This is a genomic window from Streptomyces griseorubiginosus (assembly GCF_017614965.1).
Taxonomy (GTDB): Bacteria; Actinomycetota; Actinomycetes; order Streptomycetales; family Streptomycetaceae; genus Streptomyces; species Streptomyces griseorubiginosus_B.
The window spans coordinates 1-20,044 of the sequence record NZ_WVUG01000156.1; the positions used below are offsets into that span (position 1 = coordinate 1).

Genomic DNA, 20,044 nt, shown 5'->3' on the forward strand with positions numbered 1-20,044 from the left:
CTCGGGGGACTGCGGGGGTGGGCCGACCGGCTCGCGGAGCGCATCGCCCGTGACAGCCCGGGCCTGCTGTACGCCAACCTCGCCGTCCGCGGCCGGCTCGCCGGGCAGGTGCGGGCCGAGCAACTGGCGCCCGCCCTGGCGCTCGAGCCCGACCTCGCCACGGTGGTCGCCGGGGTCAACGACGTGCTGCGGCCCCGGTTCGACGCGGACGAGGTCGCCGGCCACCTGGAGGCGATGTTCGCCGCGCTCACCGCACGGGGTGCCCGCGTGGCCACGCTCACCTTCCCCGACATCGGCCGCATCGCACCGCTGGCCCGGCCGCTCGCGCCCCGGGTCCTCGCCCTGAACGCCCGCATCCGTGAGGCCGCCCGGCGGCACGGCGTCGTCGTGGCCGACTCCTCGCCCCACCCCGCGGTGACCGATCCGCGGCTGTGGAGCCCCGACCGGCTGCACGCCAGCCCCCAGGGGCACGCGCTGATCGCCGCCGCGGTCGCCCATGCCCTCGCCCTGCCGGACAGCGACGACGGCTGGACCCGTCCCCTGCCGCCCGGCGCGGCGACCCGCTCGGGCCTGTGGGCCGTCGGCGCCGAACTGCGCTGGGCCACAACCTTCCTGGGGCCCTGGATCGTCCGCCGCGTGCGCGGCCGCTCCTCCGGCGACGGGCGCCGACCCAAGCGTCCCGCCCTGCTGCCGGTGACCGCGTCGGCTGAGGGCGCGTGAACGCTCCGCTGGGAGTGCCGCGATCGGTGTCGTCCGTCGACTGCCCTTTGCCGTCTGCGGCGCCGTCGTGGCTGGTCGCGCTGTTCCTCGCGCCCCTTGGGGGCTGTAGTCACCTCCTTGATTAATCAACGCGGTGTTAATTTGGGGCAATGGCATTGCGCAACGCGGTGATGGCCGCCCTGCTGGAGGGCGAGGCGTCCGGCTACGACCTCGCCAAGGGGTTCGAGGCCTCGGTGGCGAACTTCTGGATGGCCACCCCGCAGCAGCTCTACCGGGAGCTGGAGCGCATGGAGGGCGAGGGGCTGGTCTCGGCGCGGGTCGTGCAGCAGGAGCGCCGCCCGAACAAACGGCTCTTCTCCCTCACCGAGGCGGGCCTGGAGGTCCTGCGGGACTACATCCTGGCGACCCCGGCCAAGCCGCTGGCCATCCGGGACGAGCTGATGGTCAAGGTGCAGTGCGTCGACATCGGCGACCTCGACGCCGTACGGGCCGCGGTCGCCGAGCGGGTCGAGCGGGCCACCGCCAAGCTCGCCCGCTACGAGCGGCTGAGGGAGCGGCTGCTGGACGGCCGCAGCGAGGACGAGTACTTCACCCAGGCCGAGCGCATCGGCCCCTACCTCACCCTGCTGGGCGGCCTGGCGCTGGAGCGGGCGAACGTGCAGTGGGGCGAGGCGGCCCTGAAGCGGCTCGACCAGCGCGCGGCTGCGCACTGACCCAAGGGTTTGTTTTCCAAACTCAATACACGGTCGGCCTTGAGTCCGGAAACCGATCGGTTTACAGTGAGGTGAAACCGATCGGTTTCCATATGCGTTCTGCGCATCCTCGTTCTCAAGGAGTGGTCATGACCGCGATCAAAGACGCCGTCGTCCTCGTCACCGGCGGCAGCCGGGGGATCGGCAAGGCGCTGGTGGAAGAGCTGTACGCGCGCGGCGCCAGCAAGGTGTACGCCACCGCCCGCGACCCGCGCACGGTGACGCACCCCGATGCGGTACCGCTGGCCCTGGAGGTCACCGACCCCGACTCGGTGGCGGCAGCGGCGGCGCGGGCGCAGGACGTCACCGTCCTGATCAACAACGCCGGCGTCTCCGTCGGCGGGCCCTTCCTCGACACCCCGGTCGACGACGTGCGCCGGGAGTTCGAGATCAACTTCTACGGACCGCTGCTGGTGACCCGCGCCTTCGTGCCCGTCCTCGAACGCAACGGCGGCGGCCACATCCTCAACGTCCACTCCGTGCTGTCCTGGCTGGGCAACGCCGGCTCCTACAGCGCCTCCAAGGCGGCCCTGTGGCAGCAGACCAACTCCCTGCGCCTCGAACTGCAGCCTCGGGGCATCGCGGTCACCGGCCTGCACGTCGGATACGTGGACACCGACCTGACCGCGCGCGTCGACGCCCCCAAGTCCGCCGCCCGCGATGTCGCCGCGCTCGCGCTCGACGGCATCGAGTCCGGGGCGCACGAGGTACTGGCCGACGACATCTCACGGCAGGTCAAGGCGGGGCTCGCCGGCGAGCTGTCGGCGCTCTACCCGCAGTTGGCTGTGTAGCGGGGGCTATCCGGACGCGCCGACCAGGGCCCACACGGTCTTGCCGTTGCGTCCCCGGTCCCGTACCCCCCAGGTCCGGGCCAGTTGGTCCACCAGATGCAGTCCCCGGCCGCGCTCGTCGTCCGGGCTCGGCGCGTCCCGCAGTACCGGCTGGGCCGGGCTCTGGTCGGACACCGCTATGAAGCAGGAGCCGTCGGCCCGCGCGGTCACCGATATCTCGAACTCCCGCTCGAGGATCGGTCCATGACGGACGACGTTCGCCGCCAGCTCGGAGGCCAGCAGTACGACGTTCTCCGTGATCGCGTCATCCTTGCCATGTCCCCACGTGGCCAGATGACGTCGTACCCGATGCCGGGCGAAGCCCACGGAAGCCGGGTGCCGGGGCACCCGGAAGGCCTCTCGTCTCAGCACAAAGCATCCCTCCCCTGTCAACACCGAAAGCCTCCCCACTGGAGAGCGCACAGTGACAGGTCAATGTCACCGCCGACCCGACACCCGACTGATTCCGGCCACCCCGGGACCACCGGTAACGCGGGAGCGTGCCAGACGGGTGCCGAGGCGCCACACGGCTCCCGACGACCGGCGTATGCGAGGAAAACGGCAGTTCGGATGGCATGTCGGGCGATGGCCCCCTATTCGTTCGGCGGGCGGGAGCCGGCTCGGTGGCGTCCTGCCGAACCGTCTGGCATATGCCCGCCCGCGGCCAGAATGGCCGAACACGGCGTTCCCGATCTCGTCGCGGGCACGGATTGGTTGCGGCCGGGGATTCGCGGAGCGGCTTCGCCGGGGGCTCCGGCAGCATGACGAGGCATGGGGAGAGATCGGTACGTCGACTTTCTGCGGGCGTGGGCGATCGTTCTGGTGGTGCTCGGCCACTGGTTGATCACGGTCCTGGCGCACGGGCCGGACCGTGCGCTGGGCGCGCCGGAGCTGCTGGCCACGGTGCCCTGGACCCAGTGGCTGACCCTGCTGTTCCAGATCATGCCGCTCTTCTTCCTGGCCGGCGGACACGCGGCGGCCGGATCCTGGGCGCGGACGCGTGCGGCGGGCGGTTCGGCCACGGGATGGGTGGGGCGGCGGGCCGTACGACTGCTGCTGCCGACCGGGCTCTACAGCGGGCTGGTGCTGCTCGCCGTCGGGCTCTGCGAAGCCGTGGGCGTGGATCCGGGCACCCTCGCGCTGGTCGGCTGGGCCATGGCGATGCAGTTCTGGTTCCTGCCGGTGTACCTGCTGGTCAGCGCCCTGACGCCGCTGCTGCACGCCGCCCACCGACGCTGGGGGCTCGCCGTCCCCGTGGTCCTGGGTGCGGTCGCCGTGGCCGCCGACACGCTCGTGGTCACCGTCCACGCGCCCTTCGTGGGTCTGCTCAACTACGTCCTCGTCTGGGGCGTCGCCTACCAGTTGGGCTTCTGCTGGCGCGACGGACTGCTGACCGGGCGCCGGCTGCCCGCCGCGATGGCCGTCGGCGGCGGGCTGGTCTTCGCGGCGCTGGTCGGCCTCGGCCCCTTCCCGGTCAGCCTGATCCTGGTGACCGGACAGACCCCGAGCAACACCAATCCGCCGTCGGTGGCGATGCTGGCCTGGGCGGTGGCCCAGGTGGGCGCCTGTCTGCTCGCCGCGCCCGCCCTCCGGCGCCTCCTCGAACGCGAGCGGGTGTGGCGGGTCGTGCGACCGCTGGGCGGTGTCAGCATGACGCTGTATCTGTGGCACATGCTGCCGGTGCTGATCGCCGCGGCCGCCTTCTACCTGACCGGACTCGCCCCCGAACCCGCCCTGAACTCCGGGTCCTGGTGGGCCCTTCGCCTGCCCTGGCTGCTGGTGCTCGGCGCGCTCCTCGCCGTCGTCGTGTCGGCGCTGCGTCCTCTGGAGGGCGCCCTGGTGGCACGGTACGAGCGCATCCGCCCGGACACGGGCCCGTACCGTGCCAGGCTCCTGTGGCCCGGTCTCGCCGCGACCGTCCTCGCCCTGATCCGCTTCGCCACCCGGGGCTTCGCCGAGGACGGACGCGTCCCCGTCCTGGCCGCCGTGGGCCTCGTCCTGGGCACGGCCCTGGTCCTGCTCCACCGGGCCCCGGGCGGCCATGGTTCCGTACCCCGACGGCCCGCGGAGACCGAGGGCGCCTTGGAGGAGGCGGCCTGACGTCGAGTCCGTAGGGTGTGCCCATGTCCACGACGCCACGCTGGCTCAACGCCGAGGAGCGACGGGCCTGGCTGGCCTACATCGACTTCTCCACCCTGCTCGCCGACCACCTGAACCGGCAGCTGCGGCGGGACGCCGGCATGACACACGCCGACTACAGCCTGCTCGCCCACCTCTCCTCGGCGCCCGACGGCGTCCTCGGCATGTCCGAACTGGCTCAGCGGCTCAAGATCACCCGCAGCCGGCTCACCCACGCGGTCAACCGGCTGTGCGAGGCGGGCCTCGTGGACCGTCGCGAGGACCCCGCCGACGGCCGCGGCCAGCTCGCCGTCCTCACCGAGGAGGGCCACGCCCTGCTGGAACGGGCAGCCCCGGGCCATGTGGAGGCCGTCCGCCGCGCGGTCTTCGACGCCCTCACACCCGAGCAGGTCCGGCAGTTCGCGGAGATCGGCGAGGCGATCAGCGACGCCCTGCACCGCGTCGACGAGGCGGACGACCCGACGGTACTGCCGTGGCGGCGCAGGTGAGTCCCCACGGTCACCACCGCTGACTCGGCGCCCGTCTCCGCCGGGCACCGTCCGACGTAACAGCGCTCCCCGGCCACGCTGTCCCGCCGAGCGCCTCCTGGCGCTCCCGCTGCCGCCGCCGCTCCTCGCCCGCCTCCCCGGCGAACAGCCAGGGGCAGTGGTCGGCATGCCGTACGGGCGGCTGCCGTTGCCGGTCCATGGCGCGCAGGCCAGGCGGGCGGGCGCGGCCGGGAAGTGCGTCGGGCGGATCTTGGTGGGGAGGCGCGGTTTACCCGGGCCGGTGCGGGCTACGCGGCTGGCATGCCACCTGTGCTCCCTCCGGCACCCGGGAGGTCCCCATGACCCGGAAGATACGAGACGTGATGTCGCCCGGCGCGGCAGCCCTCGAACCCATGACCACCGTGGCCCGCGCGGCCCGAGTGATGCGGGAGCGGGACGTGGGCGACGTGCTCGTCGCCTACGACTGCGATCTGTTCGGCGTGCTCACGGACCGCGACATCGTGATCCGGGCCCTGGCCGCGGGACTCGACCCGGAGCACACGACCGTCGGGTCCGTCTGCACCCCGCCGCCGGTGGCGACCCTGTCACCGGACGACACCACCGACCGTGCCATCGAGCTGATGGGCCGGTACGCCGTCCGTCGCCTGCCGGTCGTCGAGCGCGGCGGCTGCCCGGTCGGCGTGGTCAGCATCGGCGATCTCGCCACCAGGGAGGACCCCGGTTCGGCCCTCGCGGACATCAGCAGGGCCGCCCCGAACCATTGAGCGCACCCGGCGTGAGGGCATGCCCTCACGGGTAGGCGCACGGTCAGGGACCGCACCGCCCCGCGGGAGACTCCCATGAGCGTCACACTCGTTCATCCGCGCCCCAAGTTCGCCCGGGCACGGCTCACCGAGCCGCCCCCGGCCGGCTATCTGCATCTCGCCGCCGCCGTGGAGCCGCCCCCGGGCGGAATCGGCAGGCCGGGACACAGCCGCGGCAAGTCCCACCTGCTCGACCTGCTGCGGGCCGAGGCGGAGGACCTGGCCAGCCTGACCGAGGTGAAGCGGGCGAGTGTCTACCGGGCCGCGGCCCTCGCGCCCGCCGTCGGCTGGGACCCGCCCGCGGGACTGCACCGCGCCCGCTACGACGTCGTCCTCCTCGTGGAGACCCGGACACCACGCGACATCGCCCCGGCACGGGACAGCGCCGCCTACCGCCGTCTGCGCCGTCGGCTGGACCACGCTGCCCGGGACGTCCACGAGATGACCGCCCGCTGCGCCAAGTGCCTGGCGGACGTGGACCGCGGACACCAGGGCCTGTTCCAGTTCACCTACTTCGTGGCGGAGGACCCGCGGCGCACCGCCGAACTGTGGGAGCACCTCGCCGGCTGGTACGCCGCCGAGACGGGCCTGGACAACTCGGTGCTGCTCCAGCCGCTGGACGAGAGCGCGTCGGACTACAGCTTCGTCGCCCACGCCCGCTGGGACGCGGGCCTGGCCGCCGTCGCCCTGCGCCAGTTCACCAAGCCCAGCTTCTACCGCTTCCTCGGGCCCACCCTGCGGGAGAACCGCACGGCCGCGATGCCGGTGCTCCACCACCTCGTACAACTGCGGGACCGGTGAGCGGGACTGCCGTGCCGCGTCAGGCCCTGGTGTCCGGGCCCATCATCTCGTCGAGGTGACTGTTCGCGCCCGTGTCGTACGACCGGTGGGTGCGGTGGCGGCGGTGCGCGCCCCCGCTCACCATGGCCAGACCCAGGCAGAACAGAAGCGCCAGCGCCAGGCCGGAGCTGAAGATCGCCAGCGTGTTCATGGTGGCGATGTGGTGGTCCAGCACCGACACCGAGTACTCGGGGCCGCCGGACAGGTTGCCGGCGATCGCCAGGGCGGTGAAGGCGCCCGTCGCGCCGAGGAGGAGCAGTCCGAGGAACAGCATCCGAGTCATCTCCTCAACATCCTCACAAGAGGTCGTTCACCAGCACGGGTACCCCCGCCCCGGCGGCCCATGACCCGCACGCGCGACCCGGAGCGGCGCATCGGCCGGGGCGCGCGGGGTAGGCGGGCAACAGAGCGTGGACGTCGTGCGGGAAAGGGGTGACGACCGTGACGACCGCGATGCAGTTCCATGACCGCGGGCACGCCGGGCGGGAACTGGCCGGGCGGCTGCGGATCGAACAGGAGAAGGGCGTGCTGCCCCACCCCCTGGTCCTGGCCCTGCCCAGAGGCGGTGTCGTCGTCGCCCGTGAGGTGGCGCGGGCCCTGGAGGCCCCGCTCGACGTGCTGGTCGTACGGAAGATCGGCGCCCCCTTCCAGGAGGAGCTCGGCGTGGGCGCGATCGCCGGGGACGACGAGCCGCTCTTCGACGACGACGCCCTGGACCGGCTCGGCCTGACCGAGACCGAACTCGCGCCCGTAGTCGAGCGGGAACGCGAGGAACTCCGGCGCCGCCGGCGCCGCTACCGGCAGGACCGCCCCGCCCCCGACCTGGCGGACCGCACCGTGATCGTGGTGGACGACGGGCTCGCCACCGGCGTCACGGCCCGCGCCGCCCTGCGCTCCGTACGCCGCCAGGGACCCGAGCGGGTCGTGCTGGCCGCCCCGGTCTGCTCGCCGCAGGCGGCGGACCTGCTGCGCGCGGAGGCGGACGCGGTGATCTGTCTGCAGCGGCCGGACGACTTCATGGCGGTCGGCCTGTGCTACGAGGAGTTCGAGCAGCTGACGGACGAGGACGTCCTGACGGCCCTCGGCGAGACCGCCGACCACTGACTCGCGCGGCCGACCGGGCCGACCGCGACCGCCGTTCGCTCAGGCCGAGGCGTGCGGGCGGGAGTCCTGCCGAGCGGTGGTCGTGCGGTCCGCCTCGGCCTGGATGAGCAGCGAGAGCAGCGAGGCCACCGTGAGGCCCGCCTCGGCCGGGTGCCGCAGCACCTTGCTGGGGTCGATCCGGTACGTGTTGGAGCGTCCCTCCCTGGTGTGGGAGAGGTATCCGGCCTGCTCCAGGTCGGCGATGATCTTCTGGACGGCGCGTTCGGTGAGGCGGCAGTGGGCGGCGATGTCGCGGATCCGGGCGCTGTGGTTGTCCGCGATGGCGGCCAGCACGCGCGCGTGATTCGTGATGAACGTCCATCCGGTGTGTGGCTCGGGCACTCCATCCATGCCCCCACTGTAGCGACCCAGCATTCACGTATTCAAAAACACGTACTGCGTTTCCTGTATTGGTTGACGTACGTGGGCCGAAGCGGGGAACCTTGGAGTCGAAGGTGGGCGACCACACGAGGGAGAGACGCCATGCCGGAGCCTGCGCACACGGCGCGGCCCCGTACGAGGCAGGACGCCGACGACATGACGGTCGGCGGTGCCCCGTCGTCCATGCCGCCGTGCCTCGCGACGATCCATGTGCTGCCGGTCGGCGAGCGCACGGACATCCGGATCAACGGCGAACTCGACTTCGGCAGCCGGCAGCTGCGGAACGACCTGGAGGAGGCGCTGGACGACTCGGCCGGAGGCGTCGACCTGGACCTGGGCGGGGTCGGGTTCTGCGACTGCGCCGGGCTCAATCTGCTGCTCGATCTGCGGCGGCGGGCCATGGACCACGGCAAGACGGTGACCTTGCGCGTGAGCTGTCCCCCGGTCGACCGGCTGCTGGAACTGACCGGCGCCCGGGAGCTGTTCCCCCAGGCCGGGCCCGCCTCGGAGGGCGCCGGCGCCGCCCCGGACGAGCGTGTCCCGCGCCTGGACGTCGACGGCGAACTGCGCAGGGAGGTCGCCGAGTTACGGCGTGCCATGCGGACCCGGCCCGGCATCGATCTGGCCCGGGGCATCCTGATGGCCACGTTCAACCTGACTCCGGAGGCCGCATGGACCGTGCTCGTCACGGCGTCGCAGAACACCAACACCAAGCTGCACGTGCTGGCGCAGGACCTGGTGGACACGGTGCGGGGGGTGCCGCTGCCCGAGGAGGTCCAGCAGCAGGTGGCTGCCGCGGTCACGCGGGCCCGCCGGGTGATGGAGGCTCCGCCCGCGTGAGTCGGCCCGGGTCCTCGACGGTGAGCCCGGCGGCCGGCGGGACCGTCCGGCGGCGCACCGCATGAGCGGACGGGGGCCGGCCGGTGACGGGCCCGGTGCGGCGGCGGCGCGGCTGACCGGGCGTGCGGTGCGCGGCGAGCGCCCGCTGTCCGGTGCGGTCACCGAAGTCGCCCTCGACGGCGGTGGACCGGTGCTGGTCAAGCGGGCCGACGAGCCCGGCGCCGTGCGGGCCGAGGCGGCGGGACTGCGCTGGCTGGCGGACGCGGGCACGGTTCGCGTTCCGAACGTCCATGGGTGTGAGGGGAGTTGGCTGGTCACCGATCTCGTACCGCAGAGCCGGGCGACGGCACGGACGGCTCAGGAGTTCGGGCGCGAACTGGCCGCACTGCACGCGGCCGGCGCGCCCGCGTTCGGCGCGCCGCCGCCCGACGGCCCCGTCGACGCGTACATCGGGCGCGCCCCGATGCGGAACGTCCCCGGCGCCGACTGGCCTCGCTGGTACGCCGAGCACCGAGTGCTGCCGTATCTGCGTGCCGCGGTCGACGGGGGTGTGATCCGCCCCGCCGAGACGTCCGCCGTCGAGGCCCTCTGCGAGCGGCTGCCCGACCTGGCGGGTCCCGCCGAACCCCCCGCCCGGCTGCACGGCGACCTGTGGAACGGCAATGTGCTCTGGGGTGCCGACGGCCACGCCTGGCTGATCGACCCGGCCGCGCACGGCGGCCACCGGGAGACCGACCTCGCGATGCTCCACCTCTTCGGCTGCCCGCACCTGGACCATGTCCTGGACGGCTACCGGCAGGCCGCGCCGCCGGCGGACGGCTGGCGGGACCGCGTCGGGCTGCACCAGCTCTTCCCCCTGCTGGTCCACGCCGTACTGTTCGGCCGCTCCTACGCCGAGCAGGCCCTCGCGGTGTCCCGGGCGGCGCTCGCGCGATGACCCGGAACCGACTGCGGCGGCTTCGTCTCCGTACAGACCCGTTGACGCGGCCCTCGTTCTTCCCGACACTGGCCTGACTACGTAGTCAAAGCGGCCGTCCTCGCTGCCGGGCTCGATTGACTACGTAGTCACGACAGGGAGTCCCGGGAGAGCGCATGGCCACGAGCAGAACCGAGGGGACCCCGGACGGTTCCAGGCGCCGCCGTCGCGGCCCCGGCATGACCGAGGTCGCCCGCGCGGCCGGCGTCTCGCAGAAGACCGTGTCGCGGGTGGTCAACGGGGAACCGCACGTCAGCCCCGAGGTGCGCGACCGCGTGCTGAGGGTCATCGAGGAGCTGGACTACCGCCCGAACAACGCGGCGCGCGCCCTGCTCCTGGGCCGCTACCGGCGCATCGGCGTCGTCTCCCTGGGCACCGCTCTGTACGGTCCCTCGACCCTGCTCATCGCGCTGGAACGGGCGATGCAGCGGGCGGGCTACTCCTTCGCCGTGGCGAGCACCCTGGAAGGGCAGCGCGTCCCGGTCGCCGTGGAGGCGCTGCTGGAACAGGGCGTCGACGGCATCATCCTCTCCGAGCCCGTCGACGACGGCATCCCGCTCCGAATCAGCGCGGACGTACCGGTCGTCAGCCTCGGCGAGGGGCTGGAACAGACCGGTGGCGTCAGTGCGGTGGTCGGCGCCGACGGCGCCCTCGGGGCCCGGATCGCCACCGAGCACCTGCTCTCCCTGGGGCACCGCACCGTCTGGCACATCCCCGGTCCGCAGGACTGGTGGGCCGCCCGTGACCGTGTGCGGGGCTGGCGCGAGGCCCTCGCAGCCGCCGGCGCGCCCGAACCGCCCCTGCCGGAGGCCGGCGACTGGACCCCGGCCTCCGGGTACACCGCAGGACGGCGGCTCGCCCGACTCCCGGACGTCACCGCCGTGTTCGCCGCCAACGACGACATGGCCATCGGTGCGCTGCGGGCGTTCGCCGAAGCGGGAGTGTCCGTCCCGGACGGCGTGAGCGTCGTCGGCTTCGACGACATCCCCGCCGCCGCCTACCTCTCACCGCCCCTGACCACCGTCCGCCAGGACTTCACCGTCGTCGCCGAGCACGCGATCGAGGTGCTCGTCGCCATGATCGAAGGACGCCCAGCTCCCACCGAACCCATCGCCCCCGCCGTCGAGTTGACCGTACGGGCCTCCACCGCACCGGCCCGCAGACCCGCACCGCCCCGCCGCTGAACGCGCGCCGGCCTCCAGCCGTCACCGCAGAGCTACCTCTCAACCGTATTGGAGAAGGATGTTCCCGCTTCCTCGCCGCGTTCTGTTCGGTGCCGCCTACTACCACGAGTACCAGCCCCACGAGCGGCTGAAGGACGACCTCGACCTGATGGCCGAGGCGCGTTTCACGGTCATCCGGGTCGGTGAATCGGTGTGGTCGACCTGGGAGCCGGAGGACGGACGGTTCGACCTGGACTGGCTCCAGCCGGTGCTCGACGGCGCGCACGAGCGGGGCATCTCGGTGATCCTGGGTACGCCGACGTACGCCGTGCCGCCGTGGCTGGCCCGCCAGTACCCGGAGATCACCGGGGAGGCCCGCACGGGTGAGCGCATCGGCTGGGGCGCCCGGCAGGAGGTCGACATCACCCACCCGGCCTTCCGCTTCCACGCCGAGCGGATCATCCGCAAGGTCGTCGCCCGGTACGCCGGCCACCCGGCCGTGATCGGCTTCCAGGTCGACAACGAACCGGGCCTGCATCTCCTGCACAACCATGGCGTGTTCCAGCGCTTCACCGACGAACTCCGCGCGCGGTACGGCGATGTGGAGACCCTCAACCGGGAATGGGGGCTGGTCTACTGGTCGCACCGGCTGTCCACCTGGGCCGACCTGTGGCGGCCGGACGGCAACGCCCAGCCGCAGTACGACCTCGCCTGGCGCCGGTTCCAGGCCCGTCTGGTCACGGAGTTCATCGCCTGGCAGGCCGACATCGTGCGCGAGTACTCCGGCCCTGGCCAGTTCGTCACCACCTGCATCTCCTACGACCGTCCGGGCGTGGAGGACGACCGGCTCACCGAACGCCTCGACGTCACGGCGGGCAACCCCTACTACACGATGCAGGACGCCCTCGCCCTGCCCGACCGGAGCAGCTCCGGCCAGGACTGGACGACCAACGGCACCTGGGCGCTGTACCGCAGCGCCGACCGCATGTACTCCTCCCGTCAGGAGCCGTTCCTGGTGACGGAGACCAACGCGCAGGCCATCGGCTTCTCCTGGAACAACCGGCCCGCCTACGACGGCCAGTGGCGCCAGGCCGCCTGGGCGCTGGTCTCGCGCGGTGCCTCGATGATCGAGTACTGGCACTGGCACACCCTGCACTTCGGCGCCGAGACCTACTGGGGCGGCATCCTCCCGCACAACGGCCGGCCGGGCCGTGTCTACCGCGAACTGGCCGCTCTCGGAGCCGAGTTGGAGAAGGCCGGGGACCTGGTGGCCCAGCTGACCCCGGACGCCGACGTGGCGTTCCTCTACGACGGCCCCAGCAAGTGGGCGTTGCAGGGGCAGCCGCCCCTCGCCGACGCGGACGGCGGCCCGGACGCGCGCTCGTACGAGCGGATCTTCGACGCCTTCTACCGGGGCGCCTTCGACGCGGGCCTGCAGTCCCGCATCCTGCACCCGGGCCAGCTCCCCGTCGCCGACCTGCCTCCCGTCCTGGTGGTCCCCGCCTACTACGCGGCCGACGACGCGGTCCTCGACCGTCTCCGGGCCTACGCCGAGCGGGGCGGCCACCTCGTCCTCGGTCCGCGCACCGCCTACGCCGATCACGAAGCCCGGGCCCGCACGGACGCCCAGCCCGCGCGACTGGCGGAGGCGGCCGGGGTGACGTACGACGAGTTCAGCAACCTCGACGGCCCCCTGCCGGTCACCGGCACCGCCACCCTCGCCCTCCCGCCGGAGGCGCACGCCCTGTACTGGGCGGACGGTCTGCGTCCGCAGGGTGCCGAGGAACTGGCCGCGTACGTCCACCCGCACTTCGGTCGTTGGCCCGCGGTCACCACGCACCCGTACGGCAAGGGCCGTGTCACCCACGTCGGCACGGTTCCCGACCCGGCCTTCGCCCGCGCCCTGTTCGACTGGACCGCCCCGGTCGACTCCTGGCGCCCGGCCCACCCGAGCGTCGCCTCGACCACGGCCACCGCCCCGGACGGCCGCCGGGTCCGCTTCCTGCACAACTGGTCGTGGGAGCCGGTGTCCGTGCCCGCCCCCGGGCCCCTGCGGGACGTGCTGACGGACACCGTGTACGACGACGGTGTGCCGCTGGGGCCCTGGGACGTGAAGGTGCTCGAGGACTACGCCATGAGCGCCGAGGAACAGTCCTTCCAGACCGGCGACTTCCGCGACGCGCCGGCCCGGCTCACCGGGAAGTGAGCTTCCACAGGTGGTCCGCCGTGCCGTTGTCGTCCCACTGCAGGACCTGGGCGCCGGAGGACGTGCTCATGTTGGTCACGCCGAGCAGCAGTCCGCTGTTGTAGTTGGCGATCTTGTAGTAGCCGCCGCCGTCCGGGATGAGCTGCCAGAGGTGGTCGGCGGTTCCGTTGTCGCCCCAGATCAGGGCGGTGCCGCCGTCGCTGGTGCTCATGGCGTTGATGCCGAGCAGCAGCCCGCTCGCCTGCTGCTGGATCTTGTACAGGCCGTTCCCGGCGGCCACGAGGGTCCAGTTCTGGTCGGTGCCCGTGGTGGACGTGGCCTGGACGACCGAGGTGCCCTGGGCGGTTCCCGCGCCGCTGGTGTCGAGGGCGAGGCCGCTGTTCTTGTTGGTGATCTGGTACCGGCCGGCCAGTGAGGTGCTGGTGCCGCTGGGGGTGACGACCAGGTGGTAGCCGTCGGAGGCGTTCATCGTGACGGGCACGGTGATGGAGCCGTTGCTGACCGGGTAGTCGGTGTCCGAGACGGTGACCGGCCCGGAGGCCGCCGTCGTACGGCCCTTCGAGGGGGTGTACTCCAGCTTGACGTGCACCGTGCTGCCGAAGGCCGACAGCGAGGACAGGCCGGTGACGGTGACGGCGCAGGAGCCGGTGCAGCCGCCGGCGACGACGCTGATCTGGTTGCCCGCCCCGTTCCGGGCGGCGAAGCCGTCGATGCCGGTCTGCGCCGGAGGAGTGGTGACGACCATGTTCCCGGACATGTCGCCGTACCACTTGTAGAGCCAGTACGCGCCGTTCGGTGAGCCGCCGGTGTCGGTCAGGGTGTCGCCGAGGGTGCCGTAGTGGTTCCAGAAGGCCAGCTCGGCGTCGTGCACACCGGCCCGCTCGAACTTGGCGACATAGCCGACCAGCGGTCCCGGCACGCCGACCTCGCTCGTGGTGCCGTACTCCTCGATGGCGATGGGGCGCGGGCTGATGCCCAGGCTGCTCTCCAGCGCGCGGTAGGCGGAGACATGCGCGGCGATGTTCTGCGAACCCTGCAGCTCGTGCCAGGAGATGATGTCCGGCACGGTGCCGCTCGCCTTGGCGTCGGTGAGGAACGTGCTCATCCAGGACTGGTTCCAGGCCGAGTAACTCGGGCCCTGGACGGGCGTCCTGGTGTCCTTCGCCCGGACCTCCTGGTAGGTGCGCGCCCATCCCGCGTCGAAGGCGCCCGCGTTGGTGGTGTCCCACGTCCAGTCGGGCTCGTTCCACAGTTCGTAGGCGGCGATGTTCGTGGCGCCGGAGGACTGCACGGACGCGACCTGCTTGTCCACGGCGGACAGCCAGTCGCTCCAACTCACCCACTTGTACGGGAAGTTCGGATACCAGTCCGGCATGCGTACGACGACCTTGGCGCCGGCGTTCGCCGCCTTGGCGGCCACCACCAGGGCGTCGCCCGCGGGCTTGGGCTCTCCGTTGGGCAACTGGGAGCCGCCCGGGGCCATCTGGACGAAGGTGTTCGCCTTGAGCGGGGTGACCAGGCTGTCGGCCGGGGTGCTCGCGTCGGCGAGGCCGTAGAGGCTGCCGGTCGCCACATGGGTGACGGAGCGGAGGGTCTGGTCGGCGTTGACGACGAGGGTGGTCGAGGACGTGGGGGCCGCCTGGGCCGGTGCGGCGGTGGCGAGGCCGGCCGCGGTGAGGGCGGCGGCGCCGAGGGCGGCCGTCAGGCGCGCGGGAACGGGGGGTCTTGTGCGGCTCATGACAGAGTTCTCCTCAGGGAGGAAGGGGGGGAGGGGAATCGCGGGTGGTGTCAGTCCTTCACGGCGCCCGCGGTGACACCCGCGGCCACATAGCGCTGGGCGAGGACCAGCAGGACCGCTGCGGGGACGGACGCGACGACGGCGGTGGCCATGATCGCGTTCCACTCCTGGTTGTTGTTGCCGATGTACTTGTAGATGCCGAGGGTGATCGGCCTCAGATCGCCGCCGCCGTCCAGGGTGTTGGCGAAGACGAAGTCGGACCAGGCCCACAGGAAGGTGAACAGCGAGACGGTGACCAGGGCGTTGCGGCTCACCGGCAGCACCACCGACCAGAAGGTGCGGAAGGTGCCGGCACCGTCGATCCGGGACGCGGCGATGAGCTCGCCGGGGATGCCCGACATGAACGCGGTGAAGATCATGACGCCGAACGGCACGGCGATGGTGGAGTCCGCGATGATCAGCCCCCACCAGGAGTTGAGCAGACCGAGGTCGAGGAAGATGCCGTAGAAGCCCATCGCCATGACGATCCCCGGGATCATCTGCGCGACCAGCAGGATGAGTCCGAGCGCGCCGCCCCCGCGCGGGCGGAGCTTGGCCAGCGAGTAGCCGGCGGGGGCGGCGAGCAGCAGGGTCAGCGCGACCGTGCCGAGGCCGATGAGCAGGCTGGTGCCGAGGTAGGGCAACTGGTCGTCCAGGACGGCTCGGTAGCCCTCGAAGGTGGGGTGCAGCGGGAACAGGTCGGGCGGGTCCTTGCGCATGTCCTGCTGCGGGGTGAGCGACACGTTGAGCATCCAGTACACCGGGAACAGCATCAACGCGGTGAGGACGAGGCCGACGACGGTGTGACGGCGGCTTCTGGAGCGGGACTTCACGCTTCCTGCCTCCTCTGGACGCGGATGTACAGCAGCCCGAAGACGAGCGCGATGAGGATGAGGATGTTGCCGACCGCGGCCCCGGGGCCGAACTTGGGCAGCAGCGTGCCGAAGCCCAACTGGTACGACCAGGTCGCCAGGGTCGAGGAGGAGTCACCCGGACCGCCCTTGGTCATGATCCAGATCAGGTCGAACACCTTGAGGGTGTAGACGAGACCGAGGAGCAGGGTGATCGCGGACACCGGCCGCAGCAGCGGGAAGGTGATCCGCCGGAACTGCTGCCAGGCGCTCGCCCCGTCCAGGGCCGCCGCCTCGTACAGCTCGGCCGGGATGTTCTGCAGACCGCTGTAGAGGATCACCAGGTTGAACGGGATGCCGATCCAGATGTTGGCGACGATCACCGACGTCAGCGCCCAGTCCGGCGAGGTCAGCCAGCCGACCGGGCCGACCCCCAGGAAGTGCAGGAAGTAGTTCACCACTCCCGACTCGCTGTTGAACATCCACGACCAGGTCGACGCCGACACGATCAGCGGCAGCAGCCACGGGATGAGGAACAGGGCACGCAGGGTGGGCGCGAGACGGAAGTGCCGGTTGAAGAAGACCGCGAGGGCGAGCCCGATGACGTACTGGAAGGCGATGGACACGAAGGTGAAGACCATCGTGTGCCGCATCGCCGGGCCGAACGTCGGATCGTCCAGCACCTTGCGGAAGTTGGCCCAGCCGGAGAACGGGGCGTCCCCGGCCACGAAGGAGCGGACGGTGTAGTCGCGCAGGCTCAGGTCGAGGTTGCGGTAGAGCGGATAGAGGTAGAAGGCGGCGAGGTAGACGAGCAGGGGAAGGACGTAGGCGAGCGCGGTCAGCCGGCGCCGCAGGGCGGGGGACAGGCGGGCTCCCCGCTGCACGGCGCCCCGATCGGGGCGCCGTGCAGCGCCGGAGTGCGGCTTCGCAGCGGGGCGCGGCGGGCCCCCACGGGCCCGCAGACTCACGGCCACCGGTCAGCCCTTCCCCGCCGCGGCCTGCGCGGCGTCCAGCGCGTCCTTGGGGCTCTTGCCGCCCGACAGCGCCGCCTGGACCGCGGTCCACATCGGCTGCGAGATGGTCGGGTACTTGGTGCCCAGACCGCCACTGGTGCGGCCACGGGCGGCCGCGACCGCGTCCACCCACGGCTTGAGCTTCGGGTTCTGCTTCACCTGTTCCGCCTGGACCGAGGCCGTGGGGGCGACGTACATCAGTGTGGTGTCGGTGGGCAGCAGGTTCGCGTCGCTGGTCAGACACGTGACGATCTTCTTGCTGGCGGTGTAGCGCCCGGTGTCCTTCTGCACGGGCACCGTCACGAACTCGCCGCCCGTCGGCACGGGTGCCGAACCGCCGTTCTGCGCGGGGATGTTGATGATGCCGTAGTCGAAGCCGGCCTTGTCCGCGTTGCCCAGCTGCCAGGTGCCGTTCTCGCTGAACGCGTAGTCGCCGGTGGCGAACTCCTGCCAGCTGGTGGTCTGGGTGTTCTGCAGGACGTCCTTGGGCGCGTAGCCGGCGTCCACCCACTGCTTCCAGAGCGTGAGGGCGGCAACGCCCTTGTCGGAGTCGAGCTTGGTGAGATCGCCGCCCGCGCCCCAGAACCAGGGCAGGAACTGGAAGCTGCCCTCCTCCGTGTTGATCGCGGAGAACGTGATGCCCTTCTTCCCGGCCGCCTTGACCTTCTTCAGCGCGGCGGTGAGGGAGTTCCAGTCCTTGACGGACGCCGGATCGACGCCGGCCGCGGTGAGGATCTTCTTGTTGTAGTACAGCGCGAGGGTGTTGGCGCCGATCGGCACCCCGTAGGAGGCGCCGTCGATGGTGCCCGCGCCGATGATGTTCTTCTGGATCGACGACGTGTTCAGGCCCAGGTCGCTCGTCTTGTTGAGGATCCCCGCCTCCACCAGCGTGGAGACGACCGGGTTGTCGACGAGCATGACGTCGGGTGCGTTGCCCTGCTGCGCGGCCAGCAGCGCCTTGTTGCCCAGGTCCGTGGTGTCGTACGCGGTCCGCTTGAGCTTGACCCCGGCCTTGGTGCCGCACGAGGTCACGAGCCTGCCCCAGGCCGAGGAGGCGTCGAACTGCGGGTAGGGGTCCCAGAAGGTGTACGTCCCGCCGGTCGAGCCGGAGGAACCGGAGGAGCCGGAGGAACCGGAGCTTCCTCCGCAGGCGGTGAGGGACGCGAGCGTGCCGACCGCGGCGACGGCGGCCAGGAGTGTGCGGCGGGTGGATATCACGGGTGACCTCGTTGTCGTGGAGAAGGGGCTCAGGAGGTGGGCAGCCAGACGCGCATCGCGCCGTCCTGGCGGTTGGCCCAGGCGTAGTAGGGGATCGCGGTGAGCTCGACGGGTTCGCCGTCCTGCCGCGCGGGTTCGTCGGCGGTGGTGTACGGCCACCAGCCGGCGTCCGGGATGTGCCGGCGCCGGCCGGCCGCCACGACCGTGGTGACGCCGCCCAGCAGGTCGGGGCGGTGCTTCACGGCGAGCGGACGTGTGGTGTCGATGACGATGTCGTCCAGGCCGCCCCCGGGGTGGTCGACCTGTTCCAGGCAGTGGACGAGCGGCCCGCGTTCGATGGCCACGCAGCCGCGCACGGCGTCCACGCGCGGATCGGCCGCGGTGAGCCGTGGTTCCATGACCAGCTCCAGCACGACCCGGTCCCCGGGCGCCCAGGTCCGCTCCAGCCGCAGCCAGCCGTCCCGCGCGGGGGAGTCGTACGTCTCCTCCCCGCACCGCACCCGGAAGTCGCGGCACCACCGCGGGATGCGCAGGGACAGCGTCCAGGGCCGGTCGGCCGGGGTGTCCTCGACGGTGAGGGCGATCGTGCCGTGCCAGGGGTAGTCGGTCTCGGCGCGTACGGCGATCGGGCCGGCGGTGTAGCGGCCGGTGACGTACTGGTGGATCTGCAGGCCGTCGTCGTCGCTCGTGGCGAGGTAGTGCTCCAGGGCGGCCAGGAGCCGCATCACGTTCGGCGGGCAGCAGGCGCAGCGGAACCAGCGGGTGCGGCGGGCCGACTGGTCGCCGCCGGGGTCGGTGTGGCCGTCGCGGACCTGGAGCGGGTTGACGTACAGCCAGGACCCGCCGTCGAGGGAGACGCCGGCCAGGAAGCCGTTGAACAGGGTGCGTTCGATCAGGTCGGAGTAGCGGGCCTCGCCGGTGAGAAGGGCCATGCGCCAGCTCCACTGCACGGAGGCGATGGCGGCGCAGGTCTCGCAGTAGGCGCGCTCGTTGGGCAGTTCGTACGGGTCGCCGAAGTCCTCCCAGTCGTGGTGGGCGCCGAGCCCGCCGGTGAGATGGGTCTTGGTGGTGGTCATGGCCTGCCACAACCGCTCGGCCGCGGACCGCAGTTCGACCTCGCCGGTCTCGGTGGCCAGGTCGGCGACCGCGGCCAGCAGATACAACTGCCGTACGGCGTGGCCCTCGACGTTCGTCGCCTCGCGCACCGGCACCCGGTCCTGGCAGTAGGCCTCCCCGCCGAGCAGGCCGTGGCCGTGCCGGTCGACGAAGTAGCCGGCGAGGTCGAGGTAGCGGCGCTCCCCGGTCTCCCGGTACAGCTCCACCAGGGCGGTCTCCACCTCGGGGTGGCCGTCGATGCCGTCGATCTCCTTGCCGCTGCCGGGCGGACCGAAGACCGCGTCGAGGTGGTCGGCGAAACTGCGTGCCACATCGAGGAGTTCGGTGCGGCCGGTGGCCCGGTGGTGGGCCACGCCGGCCTGGATGAGATGGCCGGCGCAGTACAACTCGTGGCCCCAGCGCAGGTCCTGGTAGCGCTCGCCGCCCTTGACCAGCTGAAACCAGGTGTTGAGGTACCCGTCGGGCTGCTGGGCGGCGGCGACGAGGGAGACGATCCGGTCGACGTCCGACTCCAGCTGTGCCGACGGTCCCTGGGCCAGCTGCCAGGCGGCGGCCTCCAGCCACTTGTAGACGTCCGTGTCCACGAACGGGTAGGCGCCCTGGAACTCGCCGTCGGCCGCGCCGGCCGCCAGCCGGAGGTTGTGCAGGTTGCCCGCGGACTCCAGCAGGCCGGGGCCCTGGGGGATGGAGGTGCGGGCGTTGACCTCGCGGCGGGCGTGCCAGAAGCCGTCGGTCACGTCGACCGCGACGGGGCGCAGGGCCGAGCGGGAGCCGGGGCCGAGTCGGAC

The 20,044-nt window shown here is 71.9% G+C and carries 20 protein-coding genes; 12 read left to right on the forward strand and 8 right to left on the reverse strand.

Annotated elements, in window-relative coordinates:
- From GRC12_RS26225 to GRC12_RS26235, 3 genes are all read left to right on the forward strand, one after another.
- The coding region (locus GRC12_RS26225) for an SGNH/GDSL hydrolase family protein (RefSeq protein ID WP_208781820.1) at positions 1-720 on the forward strand (720 nt) is incomplete at its 5' end.
- 149 nt (positions 721-869) lie between these two features.
- Positions 870-1,433, forward strand: a complete 564-nt coding sequence (locus tag GRC12_RS26230; RefSeq protein WP_208781821.1) for a PadR family transcriptional regulator — start codon at positions 870-872, stop codon at positions 1,431-1,433.
- A gap of 128 nt (positions 1,434-1,561) precedes the next feature.
- A complete protein-coding gene (locus GRC12_RS26235) occupies positions 1,562-2,263 on the forward strand; it encodes an SDR family oxidoreductase (RefSeq protein WP_208781822.1) in 702 nt (233 codons plus the stop codon).
- A gap of 6 nt (positions 2,264-2,269) precedes the next feature.
- Here the strand turns inward: GRC12_RS26235 and GRC12_RS26240 are convergent, their stop codons facing one another.
- Complete coding sequence (locus GRC12_RS26240) at positions 2,270-2,674, reverse strand: ATP-binding protein (RefSeq protein WP_133049101.1); 405 nt, start codon at positions 2,672-2,674, stop codon at positions 2,270-2,272.
- Between the two features lie 399 nt (positions 2,675-3,073).
- Between GRC12_RS26240 and GRC12_RS26245 the strand changes: the two genes are divergently transcribed.
- The 4 genes from GRC12_RS26245 to GRC12_RS26260 all read left to right on the forward strand — a co-directional run bounded on the left by GRC12_RS26245 (position 3,074) and on the right by GRC12_RS26260 (position 6,533).
- The gene (locus GRC12_RS26245; protein ID WP_208781823.1) at positions 3,074-4,402 is read left to right on the forward strand and encodes an acyltransferase family protein; all 1,329 of its coding nucleotides are present in this window, start codon (positions 3,074-3,076) and stop codon (positions 4,400-4,402) included.
- Between the two features lie 23 nt (positions 4,403-4,425).
- Entirely contained in the window at positions 4,426-4,929 is a 504-nt protein-coding gene (locus tag GRC12_RS26250; RefSeq protein WP_208781824.1) for a MarR family winged helix-turn-helix transcriptional regulator, read from the forward strand.
- A 338-nt stretch (positions 4,930-5,267) separates the two neighbouring features.
- Positions 5,268-5,693, forward strand: a complete 426-nt coding sequence (locus GRC12_RS26255; protein ID WP_208781825.1) for a CBS domain-containing protein — start codon at positions 5,268-5,270, stop codon at positions 5,691-5,693.
- 75 nt (positions 5,694-5,768) lie between these two features.
- Positions 5,769-6,533: a hypothetical protein gene (locus GRC12_RS26260; RefSeq protein WP_208781826.1), complete on the forward strand. Its 765-nt coding sequence runs from the start codon at positions 5,769-5,771 to the stop codon at positions 6,531-6,533.
- Between the two features lie 19 nt (positions 6,534-6,552).
- Here the strand turns inward: GRC12_RS26260 and GRC12_RS26265 are convergent, their stop codons facing one another.
- Complete coding sequence (locus tag GRC12_RS26265) at positions 6,553-6,855, reverse strand: hypothetical protein (RefSeq protein WP_244373790.1); 303 nt, start codon at positions 6,853-6,855, stop codon at positions 6,553-6,555.
- 170 nt (positions 6,856-7,025) lie between these two features.
- Between GRC12_RS26265 and GRC12_RS26270 the strand changes: the two genes are divergently transcribed.
- Positions 7,026-7,676: a phosphoribosyltransferase gene (locus GRC12_RS26270; protein ID WP_208781835.1), complete on the forward strand. Its 651-nt coding sequence runs from the start codon at positions 7,026-7,028 to the stop codon at positions 7,674-7,676.
- Positions 7,677-7,715: 39 nt separating this feature from the next.
- Here GRC12_RS26270 and GRC12_RS26275 read toward each other — a convergent pair whose 3' ends face one another.
- Entirely contained in the window at positions 7,716-8,066 is a 351-nt protein-coding gene (locus GRC12_RS26275; protein WP_208781827.1) for a helix-turn-helix transcriptional regulator, read from the reverse strand.
- Between the two features lie 132 nt (positions 8,067-8,198).
- Here GRC12_RS26275 and GRC12_RS26280 point away from each other — a divergent pair, with 132 nt between their 5' ends.
- From GRC12_RS26280 to GRC12_RS26295, 4 genes are all read left to right on the forward strand, one after another.
- A complete protein-coding gene (locus tag GRC12_RS26280) occupies positions 8,199-8,936 on the forward strand; it encodes an ANTAR domain-containing protein (protein ID WP_244373791.1) in 738 nt (245 codons plus the stop codon).
- Between the two features lie 61 nt (positions 8,937-8,997).
- Entirely contained in the window at positions 8,998-9,873 is an 876-nt protein-coding gene (locus GRC12_RS26285; protein ID WP_208781828.1) for a fructosamine kinase family protein, read from the forward strand.
- A gap of 218 nt (positions 9,874-10,091) precedes the next feature.
- Positions 10,092-11,096 (forward strand): LacI family DNA-binding transcriptional regulator, encoded by a 1,005-nt coding sequence (locus GRC12_RS26290; RefSeq protein ID WP_244373794.1) that lies wholly within the window; start codon positions 10,092-10,094, stop codon positions 11,094-11,096.
- Between the two features lie 58 nt (positions 11,097-11,154).
- Positions 11,155-13,281, forward strand: coding sequence for a beta-galactosidase (locus tag GRC12_RS26295; RefSeq protein ID WP_208781830.1), 2,127 nt, complete (start codon positions 11,155-11,157; stop codon positions 13,279-13,281).
- Here the strand turns inward: GRC12_RS26295 and GRC12_RS26300 are convergent.
- From GRC12_RS26300 to GRC12_RS26320, 5 genes are all read right to left on the reverse strand, one after another.
- On the reverse strand, positions 13,268-15,019 hold the full coding sequence (locus GRC12_RS26300) for an RICIN domain-containing protein (RefSeq protein ID WP_208781831.1): 1,752 nt from the start codon (positions 15,017-15,019) through the stop codon (positions 13,268-13,270). The two genes, GRC12_RS26295 and GRC12_RS26300, sit on opposite strands and share 14 nt — an antisense overlap.
- 50 nt (positions 15,020-15,069) lie before the next feature.
- Positions 15,070-15,831: a carbohydrate ABC transporter permease gene (locus GRC12_RS26305; protein WP_244373795.1), complete on the reverse strand. Its 762-nt coding sequence runs from the start codon at positions 15,829-15,831 to the stop codon at positions 15,070-15,072.
- 56 nt (positions 15,832-15,887) lie between these two features.
- The gene (locus GRC12_RS26310; RefSeq protein WP_308286637.1) at positions 15,888-16,793 is read right to left on the reverse strand and encodes a carbohydrate ABC transporter permease; all 906 of its coding nucleotides are present in this window, start codon (positions 16,791-16,793) and stop codon (positions 15,888-15,890) included.
- A 93-nt stretch (positions 16,794-16,886) separates the two neighbouring features.
- On the reverse strand, positions 16,887-18,140 hold the full coding sequence (locus GRC12_RS26315) for a sugar ABC transporter substrate-binding protein (protein WP_208781833.1): 1,254 nt from the start codon (positions 18,138-18,140) through the stop codon (positions 16,887-16,889).
- 29 nt (positions 18,141-18,169) lie between these two features.
- Positions 18,170-20,044, reverse strand: a 1,875-nt coding sequence (locus tag GRC12_RS26320; RefSeq protein WP_244373792.1) for a glycoside hydrolase family 127 protein, incomplete at its 5' end; no start/stop codon positions are given.